General features: G+C 38.0%; 22 protein-coding genes and 1 pseudogene. 21 read left to right on the top strand and 2 right to left on the bottom strand.

The genetic code is table 11. From position 1 onward, the window contains the following. Nucleotides 1-166: 166 nt before the first annotated feature. The gene (locus AC1D7X_RS10435; protein ID WP_495456983.1) at nucleotides 167-1432 is read right to left on the bottom strand and encodes an MFS transporter; all 1266 of its coding nucleotides are present in this window, start codon (nucleotides 1430-1432) and stop codon (nucleotides 167-169) included. Between the two features lie 163 nt (nucleotides 1433-1595). On the opposite strand from AC1D7X_RS10435, the pseudogene AC1D7X_RS10430 reads away from it, so the two are divergent. The 21 genes and pseudogenes from AC1D7X_RS10430 to AC1D7X_RS10330 form a co-directional block, all read left to right on the top strand. Then, nucleotides 1596-2324 (top strand): annotated as a pseudogene (locus AC1D7X_RS10430) (polymorphic toxin-type HINT domain-containing protein); the annotation flags it as partial. 13 nt (nucleotides 2325-2337) lie between these two features. Beyond that, a complete protein-coding gene (locus tag AC1D7X_RS10425) occupies nucleotides 2338-2739 on the top strand; it encodes a CDI toxin immunity protein (protein WP_495456982.1) in 402 nt (133 codons plus the stop codon). 249 nt (nucleotides 2740-2988) lie between these two features. After that, entirely contained in the window at nucleotides 2989-3327 is a 339-nt protein-coding gene (locus tag AC1D7X_RS10420) for a hypothetical protein (protein ID WP_495456981.1), read from the top strand. 164 nt (nucleotides 3328-3491) lie between these two features. After that, nucleotides 3492-3767: an RHS repeat domain-containing protein gene (locus tag AC1D7X_RS10415; RefSeq protein WP_495456980.1), complete on the top strand. Its 276-nt coding sequence runs from the start codon at nucleotides 3492-3494 to the stop codon at nucleotides 3765-3767. 381 nt (nucleotides 3768-4148) lie between these two features. Continuing rightward, nucleotides 4149-4451, top strand: coding sequence for an Imm32 family immunity protein (locus tag AC1D7X_RS10410; RefSeq protein WP_495456979.1), 303 nt, complete (start codon nucleotides 4149-4151; stop codon nucleotides 4449-4451). 137 nt (nucleotides 4452-4588) lie between these two features. Further along, entirely contained in the window at nucleotides 4589-5050 is a 462-nt protein-coding gene (locus tag AC1D7X_RS10405; RefSeq protein ID WP_495456978.1) for a hypothetical protein, read from the top strand. 36 nt (nucleotides 5051-5086) lie between these two features. Continuing rightward, a complete protein-coding gene (locus AC1D7X_RS10400) occupies nucleotides 5087-7069 on the top strand; it encodes a polymorphic toxin-type HINT domain-containing protein (RefSeq protein ID WP_495475184.1) in 1983 nt (660 codons plus the stop codon). Between the two features lie 12 nt (nucleotides 7070-7081). Beyond that, nucleotides 7082-7420 (top strand): hypothetical protein, encoded by a 339-nt coding sequence (locus AC1D7X_RS10395; RefSeq protein ID WP_495456976.1) that lies wholly within the window; start codon nucleotides 7082-7084, stop codon nucleotides 7418-7420. Between the two features lie 75 nt (nucleotides 7421-7495). Further along, nucleotides 7496-8476, top strand: a complete 981-nt coding sequence (locus AC1D7X_RS10390) for an RHS repeat-associated core domain-containing protein (protein ID WP_495475248.1) — start codon at nucleotides 7496-7498, stop codon at nucleotides 8474-8476. Between the two features lie 10 nt (nucleotides 8477-8486). Beyond that, nucleotides 8487-8948, top strand: a complete 462-nt coding sequence (locus tag AC1D7X_RS10385; protein ID WP_495475183.1) for a polymorphic toxin-type HINT domain-containing protein — start codon at nucleotides 8487-8489, stop codon at nucleotides 8946-8948. Between the two features lie 160 nt (nucleotides 8949-9108). Next, nucleotides 9109-9624: a hypothetical protein gene (locus AC1D7X_RS10380; protein WP_495475182.1), complete on the top strand. Its 516-nt coding sequence runs from the start codon at nucleotides 9109-9111 to the stop codon at nucleotides 9622-9624. A 674-nt stretch (nucleotides 9625-10298) separates the two neighbouring features. After that, nucleotides 10299-13007 carry a polymorphic toxin-type HINT domain-containing protein gene (locus tag AC1D7X_RS10375; RefSeq protein WP_495475181.1) on the top strand — a complete coding sequence of 903 codons (2709 nt, stop codon included), beginning with the start codon at nucleotides 10299-10301 and terminating at the stop codon, nucleotides 13005-13007. Nucleotides 13008-13020: 13 nt separating this feature from the next. Then, nucleotides 13021-13305 carry a hypothetical protein gene (locus AC1D7X_RS10370; RefSeq protein ID WP_495475180.1) on the top strand — a complete coding sequence of 95 codons (285 nt, stop codon included), beginning with the start codon at nucleotides 13021-13023 and terminating at the stop codon, nucleotides 13303-13305. Between the two features lie 91 nt (nucleotides 13306-13396). Next, nucleotides 13397-15241 carry a polymorphic toxin-type HINT domain-containing protein gene (locus AC1D7X_RS10365; RefSeq protein ID WP_495475179.1) on the top strand — a complete coding sequence of 615 codons (1845 nt, stop codon included), beginning with the start codon at nucleotides 13397-13399 and terminating at the stop codon, nucleotides 15239-15241. A gap of 178 nt (nucleotides 15242-15419) precedes the next feature. Further along, complete coding sequence (locus AC1D7X_RS10360; protein ID WP_495475178.1) at nucleotides 15420-15875, top strand: hypothetical protein; 456 nt, start codon at nucleotides 15420-15422, stop codon at nucleotides 15873-15875. Nucleotides 15876-16114: 239 nt separating this feature from the next. Continuing rightward, nucleotides 16115-17029, top strand: a complete 915-nt coding sequence (locus AC1D7X_RS10355; RefSeq protein ID WP_495475177.1) for an RHS repeat-associated core domain-containing protein — start codon at nucleotides 16115-16117, stop codon at nucleotides 17027-17029. 143 nt (nucleotides 17030-17172) lie between these two features. Next, nucleotides 17173-17637 carry a hypothetical protein gene (locus AC1D7X_RS10350; RefSeq protein WP_495475176.1) on the top strand — a complete coding sequence of 155 codons (465 nt, stop codon included), beginning with the start codon at nucleotides 17173-17175 and terminating at the stop codon, nucleotides 17635-17637. An 11-nt stretch (nucleotides 17638-17648) separates the two neighbouring features. Beyond that, the gene (locus tag AC1D7X_RS10345; protein WP_495475175.1) at nucleotides 17649-18023 is read left to right on the top strand and encodes a hypothetical protein; all 375 of its coding nucleotides are present in this window, start codon (nucleotides 17649-17651) and stop codon (nucleotides 18021-18023) included. Nucleotides 18024-18595: 572 nt separating this feature from the next. Beyond that, a complete protein-coding gene (locus AC1D7X_RS10340; protein ID WP_495475174.1) occupies nucleotides 18596-18868 on the top strand; it encodes an Imm32 family immunity protein in 273 nt (90 codons plus the stop codon). Nucleotides 18869-18965: 97 nt separating this feature from the next. Then, on the top strand, nucleotides 18966-19427 hold the full coding sequence (locus AC1D7X_RS10335) for a hypothetical protein (protein WP_495475173.1): 462 nt from the start codon (nucleotides 18966-18968) through the stop codon (nucleotides 19425-19427). 189 nt (nucleotides 19428-19616) lie between these two features. Further along, entirely contained in the window at nucleotides 19617-20117 is a 501-nt protein-coding gene (locus tag AC1D7X_RS10330) for an immunity 26/phosphotriesterase HocA family protein (protein ID WP_495475172.1), read from the top strand. A gap of 111 nt (nucleotides 20118-20228) precedes the next feature. Here AC1D7X_RS10330 and AC1D7X_RS10325 read toward each other — a convergent pair whose 3' ends face one another. Then, on the bottom strand, nucleotides 20229-21194 hold the full coding sequence (locus AC1D7X_RS10325) for an arsenic resistance protein (protein WP_495475171.1): 966 nt from the start codon (nucleotides 21192-21194) through the stop codon (nucleotides 20229-20231). Nucleotides 21195-21353 lie beyond the last annotated feature (159 nt).

Here is a 21353-nt window from a genome sequence, read left to right as displayed (position 1 = left end):
GGAATTATTCAGGAGGTCGCCGATTCACCTCACTACTTATAGAAGTGGGAGTCCTCTCGGCGAAAAATGATAGAAAAAACACAGCCCTTAATCGTAATTGATTAAGGGCTGTGTTCTCTTATGTGAAGATAGCGTGAATGAGTGAGAAGTGTATCGACCGAGAACCCTAACCTTGAGCGGTGGGTGATTCTGTAGCAATAGAAGGTTTGTGCTTGAAGATTGGAACCAAGATCAGAGCGCCTATTAGCATAATCACTCCGGATACACAATAGATTTCTACGATTGGAAAGTGACTTTTGAGAACGCCTGCTAATGACATCATGATGACCATCATACCCATAAACATTGGACTGAGTACACCGTTTACACGACCAACGTAGGATTGTTCTGTCCATTGCAGAATTAACGTGTTGATTCCGATTTGAATACAAGGCATCGTGAGTCCATTTAGAAACTGAAGTGCTAATGTGAGAGGAACGCTTGTGGATAGTCCCATACCAACAATACATAAGGCACTAATGCTCATGCCAAAAGCAAGTAACATTTGTGGAGATACCTTTTTGGCTAGGGTCATAATAAGAGCACCACCAACCAGCATTGCGGCACCATTAACCATCAAGAGGAATTGTAGGAATTCTTTATCCTGACCAAGTCGCTCTGTAACTACAAACAGCCCCAGAGTCTGTATGATGCCAATAGAAAAACCAGCAATGGCAAATGTAGCTGCAAGGACCTTCAATACGGGGCTTTTCCATACATATCGAAACCCATCAGCCAGTTCTTTGCGTAAATTTAGAGCTTTAGTTTCATGAGTTGCCACCTGTACTTCATCAGGCGGGAGACGGAAGAGAATAAGAGCAGACAATAAGAACGCAACACCCATTACAGCTATGGAGATATGAATCCCGAATTGATTATATGAAAAAATACCAAGAGCGGGTCCCATAATCATAAAGATGGCCATAAGGGATTGGAACAATGCCATACCTTGCTGAAGCTGATCTGGATGGACATGTTGCTTGAATAGTTTCATGACGGATGGCTGAGAAAACTGTGAGAGTATCGCGGAGACGAAAGTGGCGAAGTAGATGGTCTCCCATGAACCGTAGAGTAACGTCATTAGGACGATAAGCACTGAAATGGAGGAAAGAAAATCACACCAGATCATGGTTCGTTTAGGTCGCCAACGGTCAGCGAACGCACCTCCGATGAAGGAGAATACAAAGATCGGTGCAAATTCAACAACAGAAATAAGTGAAATTGCCATAGGATCGTTATTTGTCTGATCGGTAACAAACATGAGAATGGCGAAGTTTCTGACCCATATTCCGATTTGCAGAAATAAATTTGAGATGAGTATGGTCTGGTAGAACCTATTCCTGAATAGATTACCATTCATGGGCGACGCATGTGTCGCGTTTGCATTTGACATTGTTATACACTCCTATTTTATTGTCTATATGGATATTTTTCCTATATAACCATAAGTCATTGTGGGCTATTTGGGAAGAGGAAATAGGATTAAATTTTAGTTTTATTTAAGTACAAGGGCAAAAGTGGCTTATGAAAAGGTGACATGGTGGGCTTCTAAAGGGTGTAATTGCTTCACCGCGGGTACTGAGGTTCTAACAGACGAAGGGGAGAAACCTATTGAGGAAATCGAGGTAGGAGATAAGGTTCTTTCTAAGAATGAAGAAACTGGAGAACAGGCTTACAAGGAAGTAATCCAACTACATCGAAATGAGAAGGATACGACGTATAAGCTTTCCGTTGGAGACCAAATTATTGAAACTACCGATAATCATCCATTTTGGGTTGAAGGCAAAGGATGGGTACTTGCTGTAGACTTGAAGGTGGGGGATAGGCTAGTTCAAAGTAAAGGAAATTATCTAAAGATTGACAACATTGAAATTGTAAATCATGATACGAAAGTTAAAGTATACAACTTCACTGTTGCTGATTTTCATACTTACTTTGTTAGTAGCTTAGGCATTTGGGTTCATAATATTGAGTGTAAGTTGCCAAACGTCAAAACATACGAACAAGCACGAAATCAGGTGACGGAAATACTGGGAGACTTTGGTGAGGGTTCAAAAGCTTGGATTGGTGGAATGGAAAGTAGCTATGGGTATGATAAAGTAATTGGTAGAACATCAGCCGATGGTAAAAAACGTTGGAGACTTGATTGGGATTCAGAAAAAGGTATGCATATTAATATCGATGATTTTAGTAATGGTAAGGGAGACAAAGCTTACAAAGCCTATATTCCATTTGAAGGAAACGAAGCTACATTCAAGTCTTACATCGATATGTTAAATAAATAGGAAGGTGGTTAGTATGACTTTATTTGATGAATGTATTGAGGTACTCCTACCTGAAATCGAAGTACTACCCCTTAATCAACGGAATGAATACACCCGATTGATGACTGGAAATTACCCAATCTCAATGAATGGTAGAATTGACTGGGGAAAGGTAGGTGAAAAGCACAAGGTTAACACATGTAATGAAATAATTGCTGTTTTACAAAAACACTTTGATTTTGTTAGCTCTGATGTATTAATAATATGGGATGGGGCTCATTTGCCAATTGTGAAAAGTAAATTAAATAAAGTATTTGAGTATATTGATGATGTAACAGCGGTTGGTTTCGATACATGGATTTACTGTCCTGAACAAAAATATGTAATCGAGTTTTATCATGAAGGTGAAATAACAGTAGGTTATCTTAAACAGTAATAAAGTAATTCTGCTAAGACCTTGGGTATTTATCTCCAAGGTCTTTCTTTACCCCCACAACACTCAAAGCATACGGATATTGATGTGGGAGACCTTGGGGCGAGAACCTCATATTTAACCCCAACCCATTGCCGAAAGTTGCAGGAGCACCAAACCATGTAAGGGTCTATGGAAGAATGGATGAGAATGGCGCAATGGTATTTGATTACATGACCAGCGGTAAATAGTTGATGAAAGGTGGTGAGAGGAATGGATTTGAAGTCAATAGAACAGACTTTTAATCTCAGTTATGACTTTGAAAAGATGAAGGATTCTACCCAAAAAATACTTGAAGAACTTGTTTGTAAATGCTCAACCAATTTTCTGAAAGATGATGAGGCGAGTTTGCCAAATGGCTTAAGTTATTCAGATTTAAGAATACAGTATAAATATGTAAGTATATTCGTAAATAGTTTTGATAGGGAGTTCCCTTATTTTAGAATTTGTTTTGACTTGGTTCATCCAAAGACAGGGATTCAATTTTTCTACTATCATGTTGATTATAATATTGATGGTGAGTTCTCAGATGAATACTTTGGGAGATATTAAAGGATAGTTTGTATCTAATACCTGTAGATTGACCTTGGGGAATCAAATCCTTCAAGGTTTTTCTTTTACCCCAACCCATTGCCGAATGAATCGCTTTATCTTCAATCAAGTAAGATAACGCTGAACAAACCTCTACGTTATATTCGTATGATGCCTTTAGTGGGTTGAAACGCACGATTTATGCCGATCTTACAGAAGATATAGTAGATTATGACTTGGCGCATCTTACGACCACTTATAAAGATGCGAGTGGGAATAAACAAAGAGAACAGTCCGACTTATTAGGACAGATCACATTGCAAGAAGAAGGCAATAATGGTAGTTTCATACCTCTAGCGAAATGGACATATGATCTGGATGGTGATGTTCTCACTAGTCAGGATGGTAATGGACAAATTACGACATCTACGTATGATGCTCTAGGTAGATTGATCAGGTAGCAATGTAATTAAGTTTATCAACTATACGGGACAGACGACCGAATATAAGTATAATGATGATAATTTAGTAACGGGAATTACAACCCTAAGTGAAGGAATACCATACACCTACGATGCGGTAGGACGACGTACAAGTATGGTCGATGTCCAGTCCATGGGAGACACAGTATAAAATATAATCCATTGGATGGATCATTACAGACTTTACGCTACCCGGATGGTGCTCAGATCGGGTATACCTACAATAATCAAGCTCGTACAGGCTACACTTTTACAAGTGGAACGAACATCTGCTGGTAAATGGAAATCCAGAGAGTCATATCATATTGTGGTAGATAAGTATGGAAATATAATTGATAGATTTTAAAAGGAGGAAATGTTGTGAAATATGTAATTGATATAGAAAATGATGATAATGATGAATTTGAAAATCAAGCAGATAACGTTGGCGTATTGCAAGTTTTTGATAGCGAGGGAAATGACATAACAAAGCAATCGAAAGTATCGTTATTCTTAAGCAAAAATGCCCTTTTAGGCTTAGGAACTGAATTGATACGATTAGCTCATAACTATAAAGAAGGAAAACATTATCATTTAGAACCAGCTAGTAAAGATTGGATGGTTCAAACCCTAGGCATTTTTTTAACACCAAATAGTAGTAAATTCATAGTAGGATGTAGATGAAGATGTTATTGATGAATATTTTAAGGGCAGGAACAATTAATTTATCTATAATATGAATTTTTACATATAAGAAGAACTCACTATCAAGACCGAGATGGAATGGACTACTATGATAATCTTTAAAGGAGAGATTTAGTGTGGAGGCGTATCATTTTCATAATTTATATCATAAGTCCGAAGATAAAGGCAATATAGAAGTAATAAATTTACTTCATTCTTTTGTTGCAGATGGAGATGAATTGTTGTTTATGACTAATGGTATAACTCAATTTAATTCATTCTCAGTATACGAACGAGAAGTATTTAGAAATGGTGATTGGGTGCATCCATTCGATCCTCCAGGGGGCTATTATTCCAATCATATATGGTATGCTCCTAAATCAGATAAGGAAATTGAAGAAATCATTACAGAAGATTGGTACTTTACATGTATAGTTCATAAAGTAGGAAGGCCATTTTATGATAGAACATTCGTATTACACATGCACGATGAATTAGATGGTTACATCCTTTCGGTATACATTGAAGAACCAAACGTGATTGATGAAGTTCTACCTAGATTACAGATTTTTTTTGAAAATGGTCTAAAACTAGTCTAACATTTAAAAATCCACATGAGAGAGTATTCGCTCCATGTGGATTTTTATAAACCAACTGGAGGGATCAGCACCCTTGCGAGAGCCGCTTCTCAGCAAATGACATTTGAATATGAAGCTAACAGCTTATTGAAACGTCAAGCATCATCCAATAGCTTAAGTACAACCTTTAGTTACAATAGTTACGATTTATCGGGTGTGAACATTGGAGGAGTTTCATCTTCCCAGCAGTTCACCTACGACTATGATAACAACAAGAATATTATAAATCGAACACAGAACGGAACGACGGACCAGTTCACGTATGATTCTCTAAGTAGAATTGAGAGTGAACAAAGTGATGGAAAGGACAAAACGTTCACGTATGATGATCAAGGGAACCGGCTGACCATAGCAGGTGGCCAAATTTCCGGATTGAAGAATAGGAAATATACCTTTGATACATTGGATCGATTGATTGGAGTTACAGGTCAAGGTCAAGGAAAAGAAGCTATTGATGTTACCTATAGCTACAATGGAGATGGCTTATTATATGAACGTGTGACCAAGGATCAACGGATCCGCTATTATTATGATGAGGAAGGTAAGCTCCTAGCGGAAGCGACCGTTGGAGCGGATAACGCACCTCGAGTATCCTACTTCTATATTTATGATCTGGATGGCCGACTCTGGGCTCGTCAGAGTAAGACCAATGGCATGGAGTACTACCAGTTTAATGGACATGGTGATGTTGTTGGGTTAACCGATAAAGATGGTAATGAACTGAATAGCTACAGCTATGATATTTGGGGTAACCCAACGAATGAGAAAGAAGACGTTCCGAACGTATTCCGTTACTCCGGAGAATATTGGGACAGCGATACTGGACTTCAATACCTACGCGCTCGATGGTATGATCCCAATACCGCACGGTTCGTATCTAGGGATACGTATGAAGGGGAACTCACAAATCCGTTAAGTATGAATTTGTATTCGTATGTGGAGAATAATCCGTTAACAAATGTGGATCCTAGTGGACACCTGACGTTAAGTTGTGCTTTTCTATGTTTTGCATCAGGTACTGTAATCGAAACATCGAAAGGTCCGAAGGCGGTTGAAGACATTCAGGTAAACGACCGTGTATTGACAAAAGAGGAAGAGAGCGGCGAACTGAGCTATCAGCCAGTTGAGGAAACGTTTAATCGTATTACGAATGAAACGTATCATATTCATGTCAACGAAACAGAAATCGTAACCACGGCAGAGCATCCATTCTGGGTAGCAGGTATAGGTTGGATGGAGAGCCGAGGGTTGCAAGTTGGCGATAGTTTGATAGATGATGAAGGAAAGGAATACAAGATTGATCAGATTGAAATAAAAGCTGAAGAAACGACCGTCTATAACTTCCGTGTGCATAAAAACCATAACTATTTTGTAACGAATCTGAAGCTATGGACCCACAATTGCGGATACAATAATATAGGAGGACGAGTTAGTTCTGGACAAAGCATAGGTAGATCCGGTATGGGTAGTAGTGTGAAATCTTCTACTAAAGCGTCGGTCGGAAAGTCTACATCCATTAAACCAGGTACAACCATTAAGGCCTCGAAAAATTTAAATACAACACTGAGCCAAGCAAGGATTATAAAGAAGCTACCAATTAGTGCAAAACCGTCTCGTAAGAGCACGGCTAATACAGGATGGAGTATGCCTAAAGGTGGGGGAACAATAAGCAGTCGAAAATACTCAGAACATGCATTGGAGAGAATGGCTCCCAATACGCCGGAGGTAAGAGCAGAATTAACAACAAGAGCATATCAAAGAGCAAATCAGAGCGGATTGAAACCTGGAACTAAGGAGTATAATGACTTCATCAACAAACAAATTGAACCACGCGGGGTTACTCCGAGTGTAGTAGAGAATACCATCAAATATGGAACTAAGACTTCGGGAAATACACAGGGAACCTTCGTATATCAGAGTGACAAATTAAAAGTAGTCACTAATTCAAATGGAGATGTCATTACAGTTATACCACAATAGGAGGAGATTCAAATGTTTATTCAATTCAGTGAATATGACTTGTTAGAGTTATTTGAAACTGAACCAGTAGTAATTGGAGAATATGAAGCAGGGATGTGTATTTACAGTAAAATAGATGATTTTGGATTTAAACTAGTGTTGACTATATCTGTTTATGAGAATGAATGTCTAATTAGTTTAAATCACCAAAGTTATAGTGTTCCTATAGTAGAATTGAAATTGAAAGATGTCATAAAAATAACTAGAAATGATAACCGATTGATTATCTATTGTGATAATAGTAAGAAGCAACTTGAAGTATTGTTCAAACCGAATTTCTCATTTAACGAAATCATGATTTATAGTAGCTAGAAATAGTACAACAAAAAACCGCAGGAGTGCATCTCCTGCGGTTTTTTGTTGTGGGGGCTACCCATTGCCGAATGAATTCATCTTTCAACGAATAACACATATACCTTTGATACATTGGATCGACTGATTGGAGTTACAGGTCAGGGTCAAGGAAAAGAAGCTATCGATGTTACCTATAGCTACAATGGAGATGGCCTATTATATGAACGTGTGACCAAGGATCAACGGATCCGTTACTATTATGATGAGGAAGGCAAGCTCCTAGCAGAAGCTACCGTTGGAGTAGATAACGCACCAAGAGTTACGTACTTCTATATCTATGATTTAAGTGGACGGCTCTGGGCTCGTCAGAGTAAGACCAATGGCATGGAGTACTACCAGTTTAATGGACATGGTGATGTTGTTGGGTTAACCGATAAAGATGGTAATGAACTGAATAGCTACAGCTATGATATTTGGGGTAACCCAACGAATGAGAAAGAAGACGTTCCGAACGTATTCCGTTACTCCGGTGAATATTGGGACAGCGATACTGGACTTCAATACTTGCGCGCTCGATGGTATGATCCCAATACCGCACGGTTTGTATCCAGAGATACGTATGAAGGGGAACTCACGAATCCGTTAAGTATGAATTTGTATTCGTATGTGCAGAATAATCCGTTAACAAATGTGGATCCAAGTGGACATTGTGGTGTAAGTAGTTGGAGAGAGGTCGGAGATTGTGGAGTTGACTTCATACTCATTGTAGGCGGACTTAAAAGCTTTCAAGAAGCAGCAACTGGGAAAAATTTAGTGACTGGTGCGAAAATATCAACAGCAGATAGAGTTATTGGATTAGCTGGGGTTATTCCAGTTGGAAAAATTGTAGCAAAAGGTGGTAAAGTAGCTGGTAAAGCAGTCGGAAAAGGCGCAAAAGCGGCTTATAAAAAGGTGGCAAAATGGGCTTCTAAATGCAATTGCTTCACCGCGGGTACTGAGGTTCTGACAGACGAAGGGGAGAAACCTATCGAGGAAATTGAGGTAGGGGATAAGGTTCTTTCCAAGTCCCGATGAAACCGGAGAAGTGGAATATAAAGAGGTCGTAAAGCTGTTCCAAAAGCAGGCTGACGAGATCTACTATGTCCATATCGGTGATGAAGTCATCGAAGCAACTGGATTACATCCTTTCTGGTTAGATGGAAAAGGTTGGACCCTTGTACAAGACCTAAAGGTTGGTGATTTGCTTGTTTCAAGTGATGGTACCAAACTAGCAATAGATAAGATTGAAATAGCGGCGCGACAAACAACTGTTTACAATTTCATGGTCGCCGATTATCATTCTTACTTTGTATCAATCCTTGGGATTTGGGTGCATAATTGTACTATTCTTACCTTGGGTAAGAATTTTAAAAGTCATTTTCTTGATCATAAAAAACTACTTGAAAATGCTCTTGGGACCAAATACAAGAAATATGATGGCGAGACAACTGCAAGATTTTTAAGTGATCTTGGTAGTTTAATTGAGGATGGTAAAGTTAGTTCGTAGGGAACGCCACTTTACTTCCAAATGGGGAAGTTTACAAGGTTTACCGTGGGAATGGTTTGACGATGACAACAAAACAAAATGGAGAATGGCACACACTATTGGAGTCGGGAGAAGGAATGGATAAAAAGTTTATTTTTCAATAAAGAAGGTGGAGAACACAATGTTTTTGGAAGGAATAAAAAGTATAGTTCAGAATAATATTTTAAGTAGCTTTTATGTAACTGGTGTAGTTCTACCCCCGGATACAGAAAGTGAACTTGCGGAGTTTGTGCCTTATAGAAGTTACTTATTTCTAGAATTTGGTGTTTACCTCATAAAAATTGAAGCGATTGAGCAGTACTCCAAACTATCTATTTCAATAACTCCCACATTTAAAGTTAGGGTAGAGGTTGAAAATGCTATACCAACAAAATCAAATGTTAGTGACATTATTTTTGATAATAGTTTGATTGATAACAAAGTTAGTCAAATGGAAGTGTTTAATATGCAAATAACAAATGAAGAAATTATTTGCGACGCACTAAGGTTATCTTTAACTAGTAGCACGAATAAACAGGAGTTATTTCTAGACCCTCAATTTTTCGGTATAAACATTGGAGGCTCTGGAGTAGAGGAGTTATGGAAGAATAGTCAATTAGAAGGATATGAATCCATATCAACGATTATCGAATTATAAATAATCTTATGTAATTCCATTGACCTTGGGGCGCTAATCCTCAAGGTCTTTCTTTGTTTACCTATACCCAGTGCCGAATGAATCGGGCGGCAGTCTCAAAAAGAACTCTACTCTCATCAGACTCATATAATATTTTTTCAAATGTGAATGTACGTATTCGTTCAAGTGTTAACGATTTTACCCTAACTATACAAGTTACTCCTTACACATGATCCCCCAAATCATCAGATACTACCGTCTTCCCATTTAATTAAGATACCTTTGGTTTCTCACGGTTTTTCTAAAATGAGATTTTGAGAGTTGACTATTTTATTTCAGAATAATGACACCTAAAAGACTAGCCACCATTTTAGAAGAAGATAAGATTTTAGATGGGAGAGCTACATTTTTTGTCAATAAATTTGATTTGGCACTAGTGGAAGAGGGGATTAACAAAATTTAGAGGATTGTATCCGTCCCACATGGGATGAAGTAGCAAAGGCTATTAACCGCCATTTAAATTGGGAATACGATAACTTTCAATACGAGACACTTGATGAAGCAATGGTAAGACTGAACAATGATAACTGATTTCAAAAACCTTGAGGGAATTTACTCCTTCAAGGTTTTTCTTTTACCAGTTGATTGACGCTGAACAAAATTCTACGTTATATTCATATGATGCCTTCAATCGGTTGAAACGCACGATTTATGCCGATCTTACAGAAGATACAGTAGATTATGACTTGGGGCATCTTACGACCACTTATACAGATGCAAGTGGGAATAAACAACGGGAACAGTCCGACTTATTAGGACAAATCACACTGCAAGAAGAAAGCAATAATGTTAGTTTCATGCCTCTAGCGAAATGGACATATGATCTGGATGGTAATGTTCTCACTAGTCAGGATGGTAATGGACAAATCACGACATCTACGTATGATGCTCTAGGTAGATTGATCAATGTTACCGATCCAGAGCAACGTACGACGGGATATACCTATAGTCAGGCTGGCAATTTAACAGGTATATCTCTCCCAGATAAGACATCGATCAGTAAACAATACGATGAACTGGGCAGATTAACTCGCCAAGTGAATCAAGAAAACCAAGCGGCATCCTATTATTATGATGCACGTAGCAATGTAATTAAATATATCAATTATGCGGGCCAATCAACCGAATATAAGTATAATGATGATAATTTAGTAACGGGAATTACAACCCCAAATGAAGGAATATCATACACCTACGATGCGGTAGGACGACGTACAAGTATGATCGATGCCCATGGGGAGACACAGTATAAATATAATCCATTGGACGGATCATTACAGACTTTACGCTACCCGGATGGTGCTCAGATCGGGTATACCTACAATAATCAAGCTCGTACAGGCTACAAATTTACAAGTGGAACGGGTGAATCGATCCAAATTCAAGGCAAGCTTGATGAGATGAACCGTTTAACAGAGATGGATATCTCAAGTGGTACTGCTGGAGGGATCAGCACCTTTGCGGGAGCCGCTTCTCAGCAAATGACATTTGAATATGAAGCTAACAGCTTATTGAAACGTCAAGCTTCTTCCAATAGCTTAAGTACAAGCTTTAGTTACAATGGTTACGATTTATCAGGTGTGAATATTGGAGGAGGATCATCTTCCCAACAGTTCACCTACGACTATGATAACAACAAGAATATTATAAACCGAACACAGAACGGAACGACGGACCAGTTCACGTATGATTCTCTGAGTAGAATCGAGAGTGAACAAAGTGATGGAAAAGACAAAACGTTCACGTATGATGATCAAGGGAACCGACTGACTATAGCAGATGGTCAAATTTCGGGGTTGAAGAATAGGAAATATACCTTTGATACATTGGATCGATTGATTGGAGTTACAGGTCAAGGAAAAGAGACTGTCGATGTTACCTATAGCTACAATGGAGATGGCCTATTATATGAACGTGTGACCAAGGATCAACGGATCCGTTACTATTATGATGAGGAAGGCAAGCTCCTAGCAGAAGCTACCATTGGAGTAGATAACGCACCTCGAGTATCCTACTTCTATATTTATGATCTGGATGGCCGTCTTTGGGCTCGTCAGAGCAAAACCAATGGCATGGAGTACTACCAGTTTAATGGACATGGTGATGTCGTTGGGTTAACCGATAAAGATGGTAATGAACTGAATAGTTACAGCTATGATATTTGGGGTAACCCAACGAATGAGAAAGAAGACGTTCCGAACGTATTCCGCTACTCCGGTGAATATTGGGACAGCGATACTGGACTTCAATATCTGCGCGCTCGATGGTATGATCCCAATACCGCACGATTTGTATCCAGGGATACGTATGAAGGAGAACTCACGAATCCGTTAAGTATGAATTTGTATTCGTATGTTCAGAATAATCCGTTAACAAATGTGGATCCAAGTGGACACCTGACGCTAAGTTGTGCTGCGCTTTGTTTTGCAGCAGGTACTGTAATCGAAACATCGGAAGGGCCTAAGGCGGTTGAAAACATTCAGGTAAATGACCGTGTATTGACAAAAGATGAAGAGAGCGGCGACCTAAGCTATCAGCCAGTCGAGAAAACGTTCAATCGTATCACGAATGAAACCTATCATATTCATGTCAACGAAACAGAAATCGTAACCACGGCAGAGCATCCTTTCTGGGTAGTAGGTATAGGTTGGATAGAGAGTCGAGGGTTGCAAGTTGGCGATAATCTGATAAATGATGAAGGTAAGGAATATAAGATTGATCAGATTGAAATAAAAGCTGAAGAAATCATCGTCTATAACTTTGGTGTGCATAAAAACCATAACTATTTTGTAACGAATCTGAAGCTATGGACCCACAATTGCGGAAATAATATAGGAGGGCGAATTAGTTCTGGACAAAGCATAGGTAGATCAGGTATGGGTAGTAGTGTGAAATCTTCTACTAAAGCGTCGGTCGGAAAGTCTACATCCATTAAACCAGGTACAACCATTAAGGCCTCGAATGGCTTAAATACAACACTGAGCCAACAAATGTTTGTAAAGAAGGCGCCTTTTAATACAAATATTATTAATTCTGGTATAAAAACTCTGAAGAAATTTAACATTAATAATGCATATGTGAAACCAAAGCATTTGTCAATAACAGGAGGAAAGGGTGCGAAGTTTTTAGGAAATACTAAGAAAGAGGCCGAGGAATTATTGAAAAAAATAATGCAAAATGGAAAAGTCAAAAAAATAGAAAATAATGGTTTGACTCAACAAGGGAATAACTCATACGAAATAATTATCGATGCAGGGAAAGTAGTGGGAACAAAGGGAGAGACTTCGGTAAAAATCATTCTTTCTGAAGACGGCGCAATGTTGTCTGCATATCCAGTTAAATAGGAGGGGAAACAATATGTCAACTTTGTTTGAAAGATTTTTAGATGATGAAATATCGTCGCAAGAATTATATGAATCTATTTATGATTTTGTAACTTCCTTTCATATTAGAAGTGGTGAGTTCGAAGGGAATTACTATGTAATTAAAAAAATAGACAAAAATAATTTTTTTGTTTTTCCAGAGAATGTTTATCCAGATAATCACAGAGAAATTCCAAATTGCATTTCTATCTATAGAGATAATTTAATCAAGAACATAAACGCACATGCAACGAAACAAGGCTTTATTATTAAAGGATAGAGCCAATTGTTACAAATAGAGTAACCTTAATTGGCTTCCTGCCCTTTAAGGTTCTTTAGTGTGGGTTGGAGTCAGGTGCAGTTTAAGGAATATGTATTCAAAAACGACAGAAGAGTTGAGTACAATCTTTAGTTACAATAGTTACGATTTATCAGGTGTGAATATTGGGGGAGGATCATCTTCCCAACAGTTTACCTACGACTATGATAACAACAAGAATATTATAAACCGAACACAGAACGGAACGACGGACCAGTTCACGTATGATTCTCTGAGTAGAATCGAGAGTGAACAAAGTGATGGAAAAGACAAAACGTTCACGTATGATGATCAAGGGAACCGGCTGACTATAGCAGGTGGCCAAATTTCCGGGTTGAAGAATAGGAAATATACCTTTGATACATTGGATCGATTGATTGGAGTTACAGGTCAAGGTCAAGGAAAAGAAGCTATCGATGTTACCTATAGCTACAATGGAGATGGTCTATTATATGAACGTGTGACCAAGGATCAACGGATCCGTTACTATTATGATGAGGAAGGCAAGCTCCTAGCAGAAGCTACCGTTGGAGTAGATAACGCACCAAGAGTTACGTACTTCTATATCTATGATCTAAGTGGACGGCTTTGGGCTCGTCAGAGCAAAACCAATGGCATGGAGTACTACCAGTTTAATGGACATGGTGATGTTGTTGGGTTAACCGATAAAGATGGTAATGAACTGAATAGCTACAGCTATGATATTTGGGGTAACCCAACGAATGAGAAAGAAGACGTTCCGAACGTATTCCGCTACTCCGGTGAATATTGGGACAGCGATACTGGACTTCAATATCTGCGCGCTCGATGGTATGATCCCAATACCGCAAGGTTTGTATCCAGAGATACGTATGAAGGGGAACTCACGAATCCGTTAAGTATGAATTTGTATTCGTATGTGGAGAATAATCCGTTAACAAATGTGGATCCAAGTGGACACCTGACGCTAAGTTGTGCTGCGCTTTGTTTTGCAGCAGGTACTGTAATCGAAACATCGGAAGGGCCTAAGGCGGTTGAAAACATTCAGGTAAACGACCGTGTATTGACAAAAGATGAAGAGAGCGGCGACCTAAGCTATCAGCCAGTCGAGAAAACGTTCAATCGTATCACGAATGAAACATATCATATTCATGTCAACGAAACAGAAATCGTAACCACGGCAGAGCATCCTTTCTGGGTAGTAGGTATAGGTTGGATAGAGAGCCGAGGGTTGCAAGTTGGCGATAATCTGATAAATGATGAAGGTAAGGAATATAAGATTGATCAGATTGAAATAAAAGCTGAAGAAATCATCGTCTATAACTTCGGTGTGCATAAAAACCATAACTATTTTGTAACGAATCTGAAGCTATGGACCCACAATTGCGGAAATAATATAGGAGGGCGAATTAGTTCTGGACAAAGCATAGGTAGATCAGGTATGGGTAGTAGTGTGAAATCTTCTACTAAAGCGTCGGTCGGAAAGTCTACATCCATTAAACCAGGATCAGCTGCTAGTGCTAATAAGAGCAGTACAAAAACTAGTCAGTCGAAAACAACTAAAATTCAACCATCTAGTGCAACATCAACGGATTTGCTTAAAAAAGAGCAATTAAGTATAAAAAATTCTAGTAATAAGAACAGTGATAAAAAGAGTCGAAGCACCCCCGCAGATACAGGAATACCAAACTCTACAAAAGTTGATAGAGATGTCAAAGGAAAGATAACAAAATACACAACATATGGTCCTGATGGGAAAATCCAAAAGGAAGTAAGGATTACTGGTATTGAACATGGCCCTACTATACCAAGACCGAATGTAAAGGAGCCGACTTTTAACATCAATCCTAAAACAGGGGTGAAGTTTCAGAATGGCTATAAGGTTCGACCTGCTCATTCTAATGAGTTGCCAATGTGAAAATAGTTAACACAACATATGATACAGATGGTTATAAGGCTAGGCTTGCACATTCTGTTGTAATTTTAAAGAGCATATTAATTTTAAAAGACTACAATAAGCATAAGAGTCATCTGAAAAAATCCATCTATTTCTGATAGTTCGTTGTTTAATTTCTATTAAGGGGGGGCTTATTGATATGGAATTGTTTCATGATGATATGATTCAAGAGTTTATAGAGTATAAAAATGCTAACCCTAACAATTTTAGCTGGTGGAATTATGTGAATATAAAGGCTGATTTACAGACTGCATTAGCATTTGCGAAGTTTTTTTACCCTGAGATAGTTGAGGTAGAAGGATATTTTCTATTAAAAGACAGATACAATGAAGAACTATTCGAAGATTGGAAGGTGAATTGTGAAAATGATAGGATTTCTGTTGAGAAAATGATGAATTTATATGAATTAAAAGATTTCTTCCATATCAATGAAACCGAACAAGAAAATAAAATGGAACAGGAAAAAATTCTCGGTGACATATTAAAGATGTTTTGGTCTATGAGTTTCCAACAAAGGTTTCCTAGTAAAGATATTACAGTTGAAGTTTTTGAAGAATGGGATTCATTATTTATCACAGTCTATGAGATCAAATAGTATATTTGATTCTACTGTTGTAAAAAAGTTCATTGAAGATTTCATAGATAATCTTCTACTTAACTCTAAAAACTATAGTGAAGCCAAGGGATTTTACAAGAAAATGAAGACTTAATAACGAAATAGTCGGTTTACTACCTTGATTAGCTTTAGGCTTTCAAGGTTTTTTTATTTGGTGGGGGCTACCCAGTGCCGAATGAATACATCATTCAACCAATAACACATATACCTTTGATACATTGGATCGACTGATTGGGGTTACAGGTCAAGGTCAAGGAAAAGAGACTATCGATGTTACCTATAGCTACAATGGAGATGGCTTATTATATGAACGTGTGACCAAGGATCAACGTATCCGCTATTATTATTATGATGAGGAAGGCAAGCTCCTAGCGGAAGCTACCATTGGAGCGGATAACGCACCTCGAATATCCTACTTCTATATTTATGATCTAAGTGGACGGCTCTGGGCTCGTCAGAGCAAGACCAATGGCATGGAGTACTACCAGTTTAATGGACATGGTGATGTTGTTGGGTTAACCGATAAAGATGGTAATGAACTGAATAGTTACAGCTATGATATTTGGGGTAACCCAACGAATGAGAAAGAAGACGTTCCGAACATATTCCGCTACTCGGGAGGATATTGGGACAGCGATACTGGACTTCAATACCTGCGCGCTCGTTGGTATGATCCTAATACCGCAAGGTTTGTATCCAGAGATACGTATGAAGGGGAACTCACGAATCCGTTAAGTATGAATTTGTATTCGTATGTGAGTAATAATCCGTTAACAAATGTGGATCCTAGTGGACATCTGATGCTAAGTTGTGCTGCGCTTTGTTTTGCAGCGGGTACTGTAATCGAAACATCGGAAGGGCCTAAGGCGGTTGAAAACATTCAGGTAAACGACCGTGTATTGACAAAAGATGAAGAGAGCGGCGACCTAAGCTATCAGCCAGTCGAGAAAACGTTCAATCGTATCACGAATGAGACCTATCATATTCATGTCAACGAAACAGAAATCGTAACCACGGCAGAGCATCCTTTCTGGGTAGCAGGTATAGGTTGGATAGAGAGCCGAGGGCTGCAAGTTGGCGATAATCTGATAGATGATGAATGTAAGAATACAAGATTGATCGGATTGAAATAAAAGATGAAGAAACGACCGTCTATAACTTCCGTATGCATAAAAACCATAACTATTTTGTAACGAATCTGAAGCTATGGACCCACAATTGCGGAAATAATATAGGAGGACGAGTTAGTTCTGGACAAAGCATAGGTAGATCAGGTATGGGTAGTAGTGTGAAATCTTCTACTAAAGCGTCGGTCGAAAAGTCTACATCCATTAAACCAGGTACAACCATTAAGGCCTCGAATGGCTTAAATACAACACTGAGCCAACAAATGTTTGTAAAAAAGGCATCTTTTAATACAAAGACGCTTGGTAGAGGCTCGATTAACGCTAAAAATGTGAGGTTTTCTCAGGATAGTATTTCACGTAAATTTAGTGATGGAAAGACTGTCGACGATACTATTAAGGGATTAAAGAATGGGAGTATTAAATCGAGGGACTTGCCCGAGATAAGAATTTTCATGAAAGGTGGTAAACTATATACTTTGGATAATCGTCGTTTGTATGCGGCTCAAGAAGCAGGAGTTGAAGTAAGATACAGAATGGCTACGTCAGAAGAAGTTTCTAAAGAAGCGTGGAAATTTACCACGAAAAATGATGGCACATCAATTAGAGTGAGGTAAGGAGTGAGAATATGATACTAATTGCATTTGATGAAATGGAGATACATGTAACTCCATTGGAAGAAATAAAGATGACCACAACAGATATTTCAATCGAGTTTGATGATTCAGACGAAGTGAGATGGAGGGCAAGCTTTAGTCCGTATCAAGCTTTTAAGGTTACAACTGTAGACTGCATTGAAACAGCACCTTTTTTGGTTGATGGTAAAAGACCTCACCAAATACTTGAAGTTACTCATTCAGATTGGTTAAATGAATTAAGATTAACTCTTGCTGAGAAAGACGCGTCTGCAAAGTTTCTTGAAAAGGCTCATCATTATGTATTTCCATTTCAAGATATAATAATTGAAGTCGTGGGATGGGAACTAATATTAGAAAAGCTGTAATTAGCTTGAGACCTTGATTGGTTTAACCCTTTCAAGGTTTCTCTTTTTTTTGTTTGTACGTTGATAACGCTGAGGCTCATCTTGCTCCAATCATTTTCGTATTGTCTTCGGATCTCTTCCTAATTCTTTAGCGATATGTGTGACATACATTCCTTTCAAGTGCATTTCCTTGATCATAAAAGACTCCCTATTCTTGACCCTAGATTCCTCTCCCCTCGGAGAGTATGTCGGCTAATTATGAGGAATTTTCAACTGCTGATATTAGGTGTTTTACAATTGATGTTCACAGCAGATGTAGGGATATATATGAAGGGGAAATCACGTACCCGTTTCGCTAAGTGTAGATGCTCATTCTATAAGATACAAGTGCAGTAGACCATTATAATTTAGAAATTCAAACTAAAACATCTGCTGGGAAATGGGAAACCAGAGAGTCATATCATATTGTGGTAGATAAGGATGGAAATATGATTGATAGATTTTAGAAGGAGGGAATGTTGTGAAATATGTAATTGATATAGAAAATGATGATAATGATGAATTTGAGAATCAAGCGGATAACGTGGGTGTATTTGCAAGTTTTTGATAGTGAGGGAAATGATATAACAAAGCAATCGAAAGTATCGTTATTTTTAAGCAAAAATGCACTTTTAGGTTTAGGAACTGAATTGATACGATTAGCTCATAATTATAAAGAAGGAAAACATTATCATTTAGAACCAGCTAGTAAAGATTGGATGGTTCAAACCCTAGGGGTTTTTTTAACACCAGATAGCAGTAAATTTATAGTAGGATGTAGTGATGAGGATAGTATTGATGAATATTTTAAGGATAGAAACAATTAGTTCAACGATAAAATGAATTTTTACATATAAGAAGAACTCCCTATCAAGAACGTGATAGAATGCACTACTATGATAATCTTTAAAGGAGAGAGCGACTGTGGAGGGGTATCATATCCATAATTTATATAATAAGTCCGAAGATGAAAACAATATTGAAGTAATAAGTTTACTACATTCATTTGTTGCAGATGGAGAAGAATTGTTGTTTATGACAAATGGAATAACTCAATTTAATTCATTCTCAGTATACGAACGAGAAGTATTTAGAAATGGTGATTGGGTGCATCCATTTGATCCTCCAGGGGGCTATTATTCCAATCAAATATGGTATGTCCCTAAATCAGATGAGGAAATTGAAGACATCATTACAGAAGATTGGTACTTTACATGTATAGTTCATAAAGTAGGAAGACCATTTTATGATAGAACATTCGTATTACACATGCACGAAGAATTAGATGGTTACATGCTTTCGGTACATTGTGAAGAACCAGACCTGTTTGATGGCATTCTACCTAGATTACAGATTTTTATTAAAAATGGTTTGAAACTATTCTAGTATGAAATCAATGGCCAAAGAAAGATTGTAGATGATAAGGTTATTGTTGAATATGATGGAATTGGTATCACAGTTATTGTTATTAATTAAGAAGATTAGCTGACATCGATATGATATCGGTATCAGTATCAGCTTGTTAGTGTATCTTAAAAAGATTAGCATGATGAATAACGAGGAGGAGGATGGTGATTGAACGATTTTAATGAGCTAATTGTTATGAGTAAGAAAACTAGAAAAAAGCCAAAAGAAGGAGATATGTTTCTTATTCAACCATTAGAGGATACATACTATTACGGAAAAGTTATAAAGATAAATATAAATAGTACGAATCCTTTTTTGAACGGATGGAACTTGGTGTATGTATATAATACGCTTGTATACGGTCGAGACAATAACTTCTATGATTTAGTAGATGTTAATCATTTACTTATCCCTCCAATTGTAACTAATAATAGAGGTTGGTATGATGGATATTTTGAAACAGTAGGATCTCAACCCGTAAGTAGTGATGAACTAAATTTGAGTTATGGATTTATGGATAATAGTAAGGATAAACATATTTTTAGAAATGAAGAAGGGGTAGAATTAGAGATTCAACCTGTGCATATTTCTGGATATGGTCTTGTAAGTTATGGTGGTATTGGAAGGGCTATTCATAGATTATTGAATAATGCACCTCATTTAATGTAAGCCACTTTGATATATGTGAGAATATACTCAATAGTATTACAGATCCATTATGGTTAAAATCCATAATGGATCTGTTTTTAGTTCTATGTGTTTTTCCTAGTACAACCTAATCTATTGATCCCGCAGAACAAACCCTGGAACCAGACGGATGTAAATTAATTCCCCAACCAATTCCACAATGGTCTGCGTGACTATAACGGCGGCTGCAATCGTGGACCATTCATCCGGTAAGGCTAATGCCAACGGAAGGACAACGAGTGAATTACGTGTTCCTGAACTGAAAATAAGCGCTCGACCTGCTCCTATATCTAAATGGAACAGCATAGCCATTAATCTTGCTATCGCTGGCATGATGATAAGAAATACAACATAAATCGGAATGACATGAACAATGACGTTGAAATCGGCATAGACCTTCTCGATCTGAGATGCCACGACAATGATCAGGGCAAGTGCCATGAATGGAACCGGCAACCAAGCGGTTGCTTGTAGTACAGATTGTCCCTTGGGTCTACGTTTTGCCCATACTTGTGTAAGTACGGCAAAGAATAATGGCAACACGATCAAAGTGAGGAACGCTTCTACAAACGGACCTACTTTTACAATATTAGCTGCCTCTTTTCCAATAAATAACCATAGATATAAAGGCAGTAATATCATTTGAACGACGAACAGAATTGGTGTTGCAGCTAACATTAACTTCTCATTTCCACGCCCTAGCAGTGTGAACACAATAACGTAATCGATACACGGCGTAAGTAAAACAAGGTAAACTCCAACTAGGACAGAGGGAGTCTGTGGGAATAGTTGTGTAAGTAGCCAGACGACAATGGGAACGAGTATGAAATTAGTAATGAGTAATGCGGCGATAAATTTTCTGTTCGATAGGGACTTCCTTAGGTGGAGAAAAGGAATCTGTGCAAACATGCTATACAACAGAATGGCTAGAATGGGAGAAATGGTGTAGTACAGAAAGGAACTTACGTTAGGACTTGCCATGCCTATCATAGTTCCAATGAATAGAGAGACTACATAGATCCAAATTTGTTTATTCTCAAGTTGTTCTCTTGTGATCACTTGAATGAGTAACCTCCTAATCAGATATGTAAAAGGGCGTTTTATAACCTAAAGGTTCACTATTATAATCATACAGTACTGCACTCGAAGAAAGTAATAAAACACTCCAAAAATACGTTACATATAGAGCTCTCCCAAAAATAAGGGATTGGCTATATT

Source organism: Paenibacillus sp. Y568, assembly GCF_059445545.1.
The sequence above is the reverse complement of the archived record's forward strand: the minus strand, read 5'-3'. Positions and strand labels throughout refer to the sequence as shown.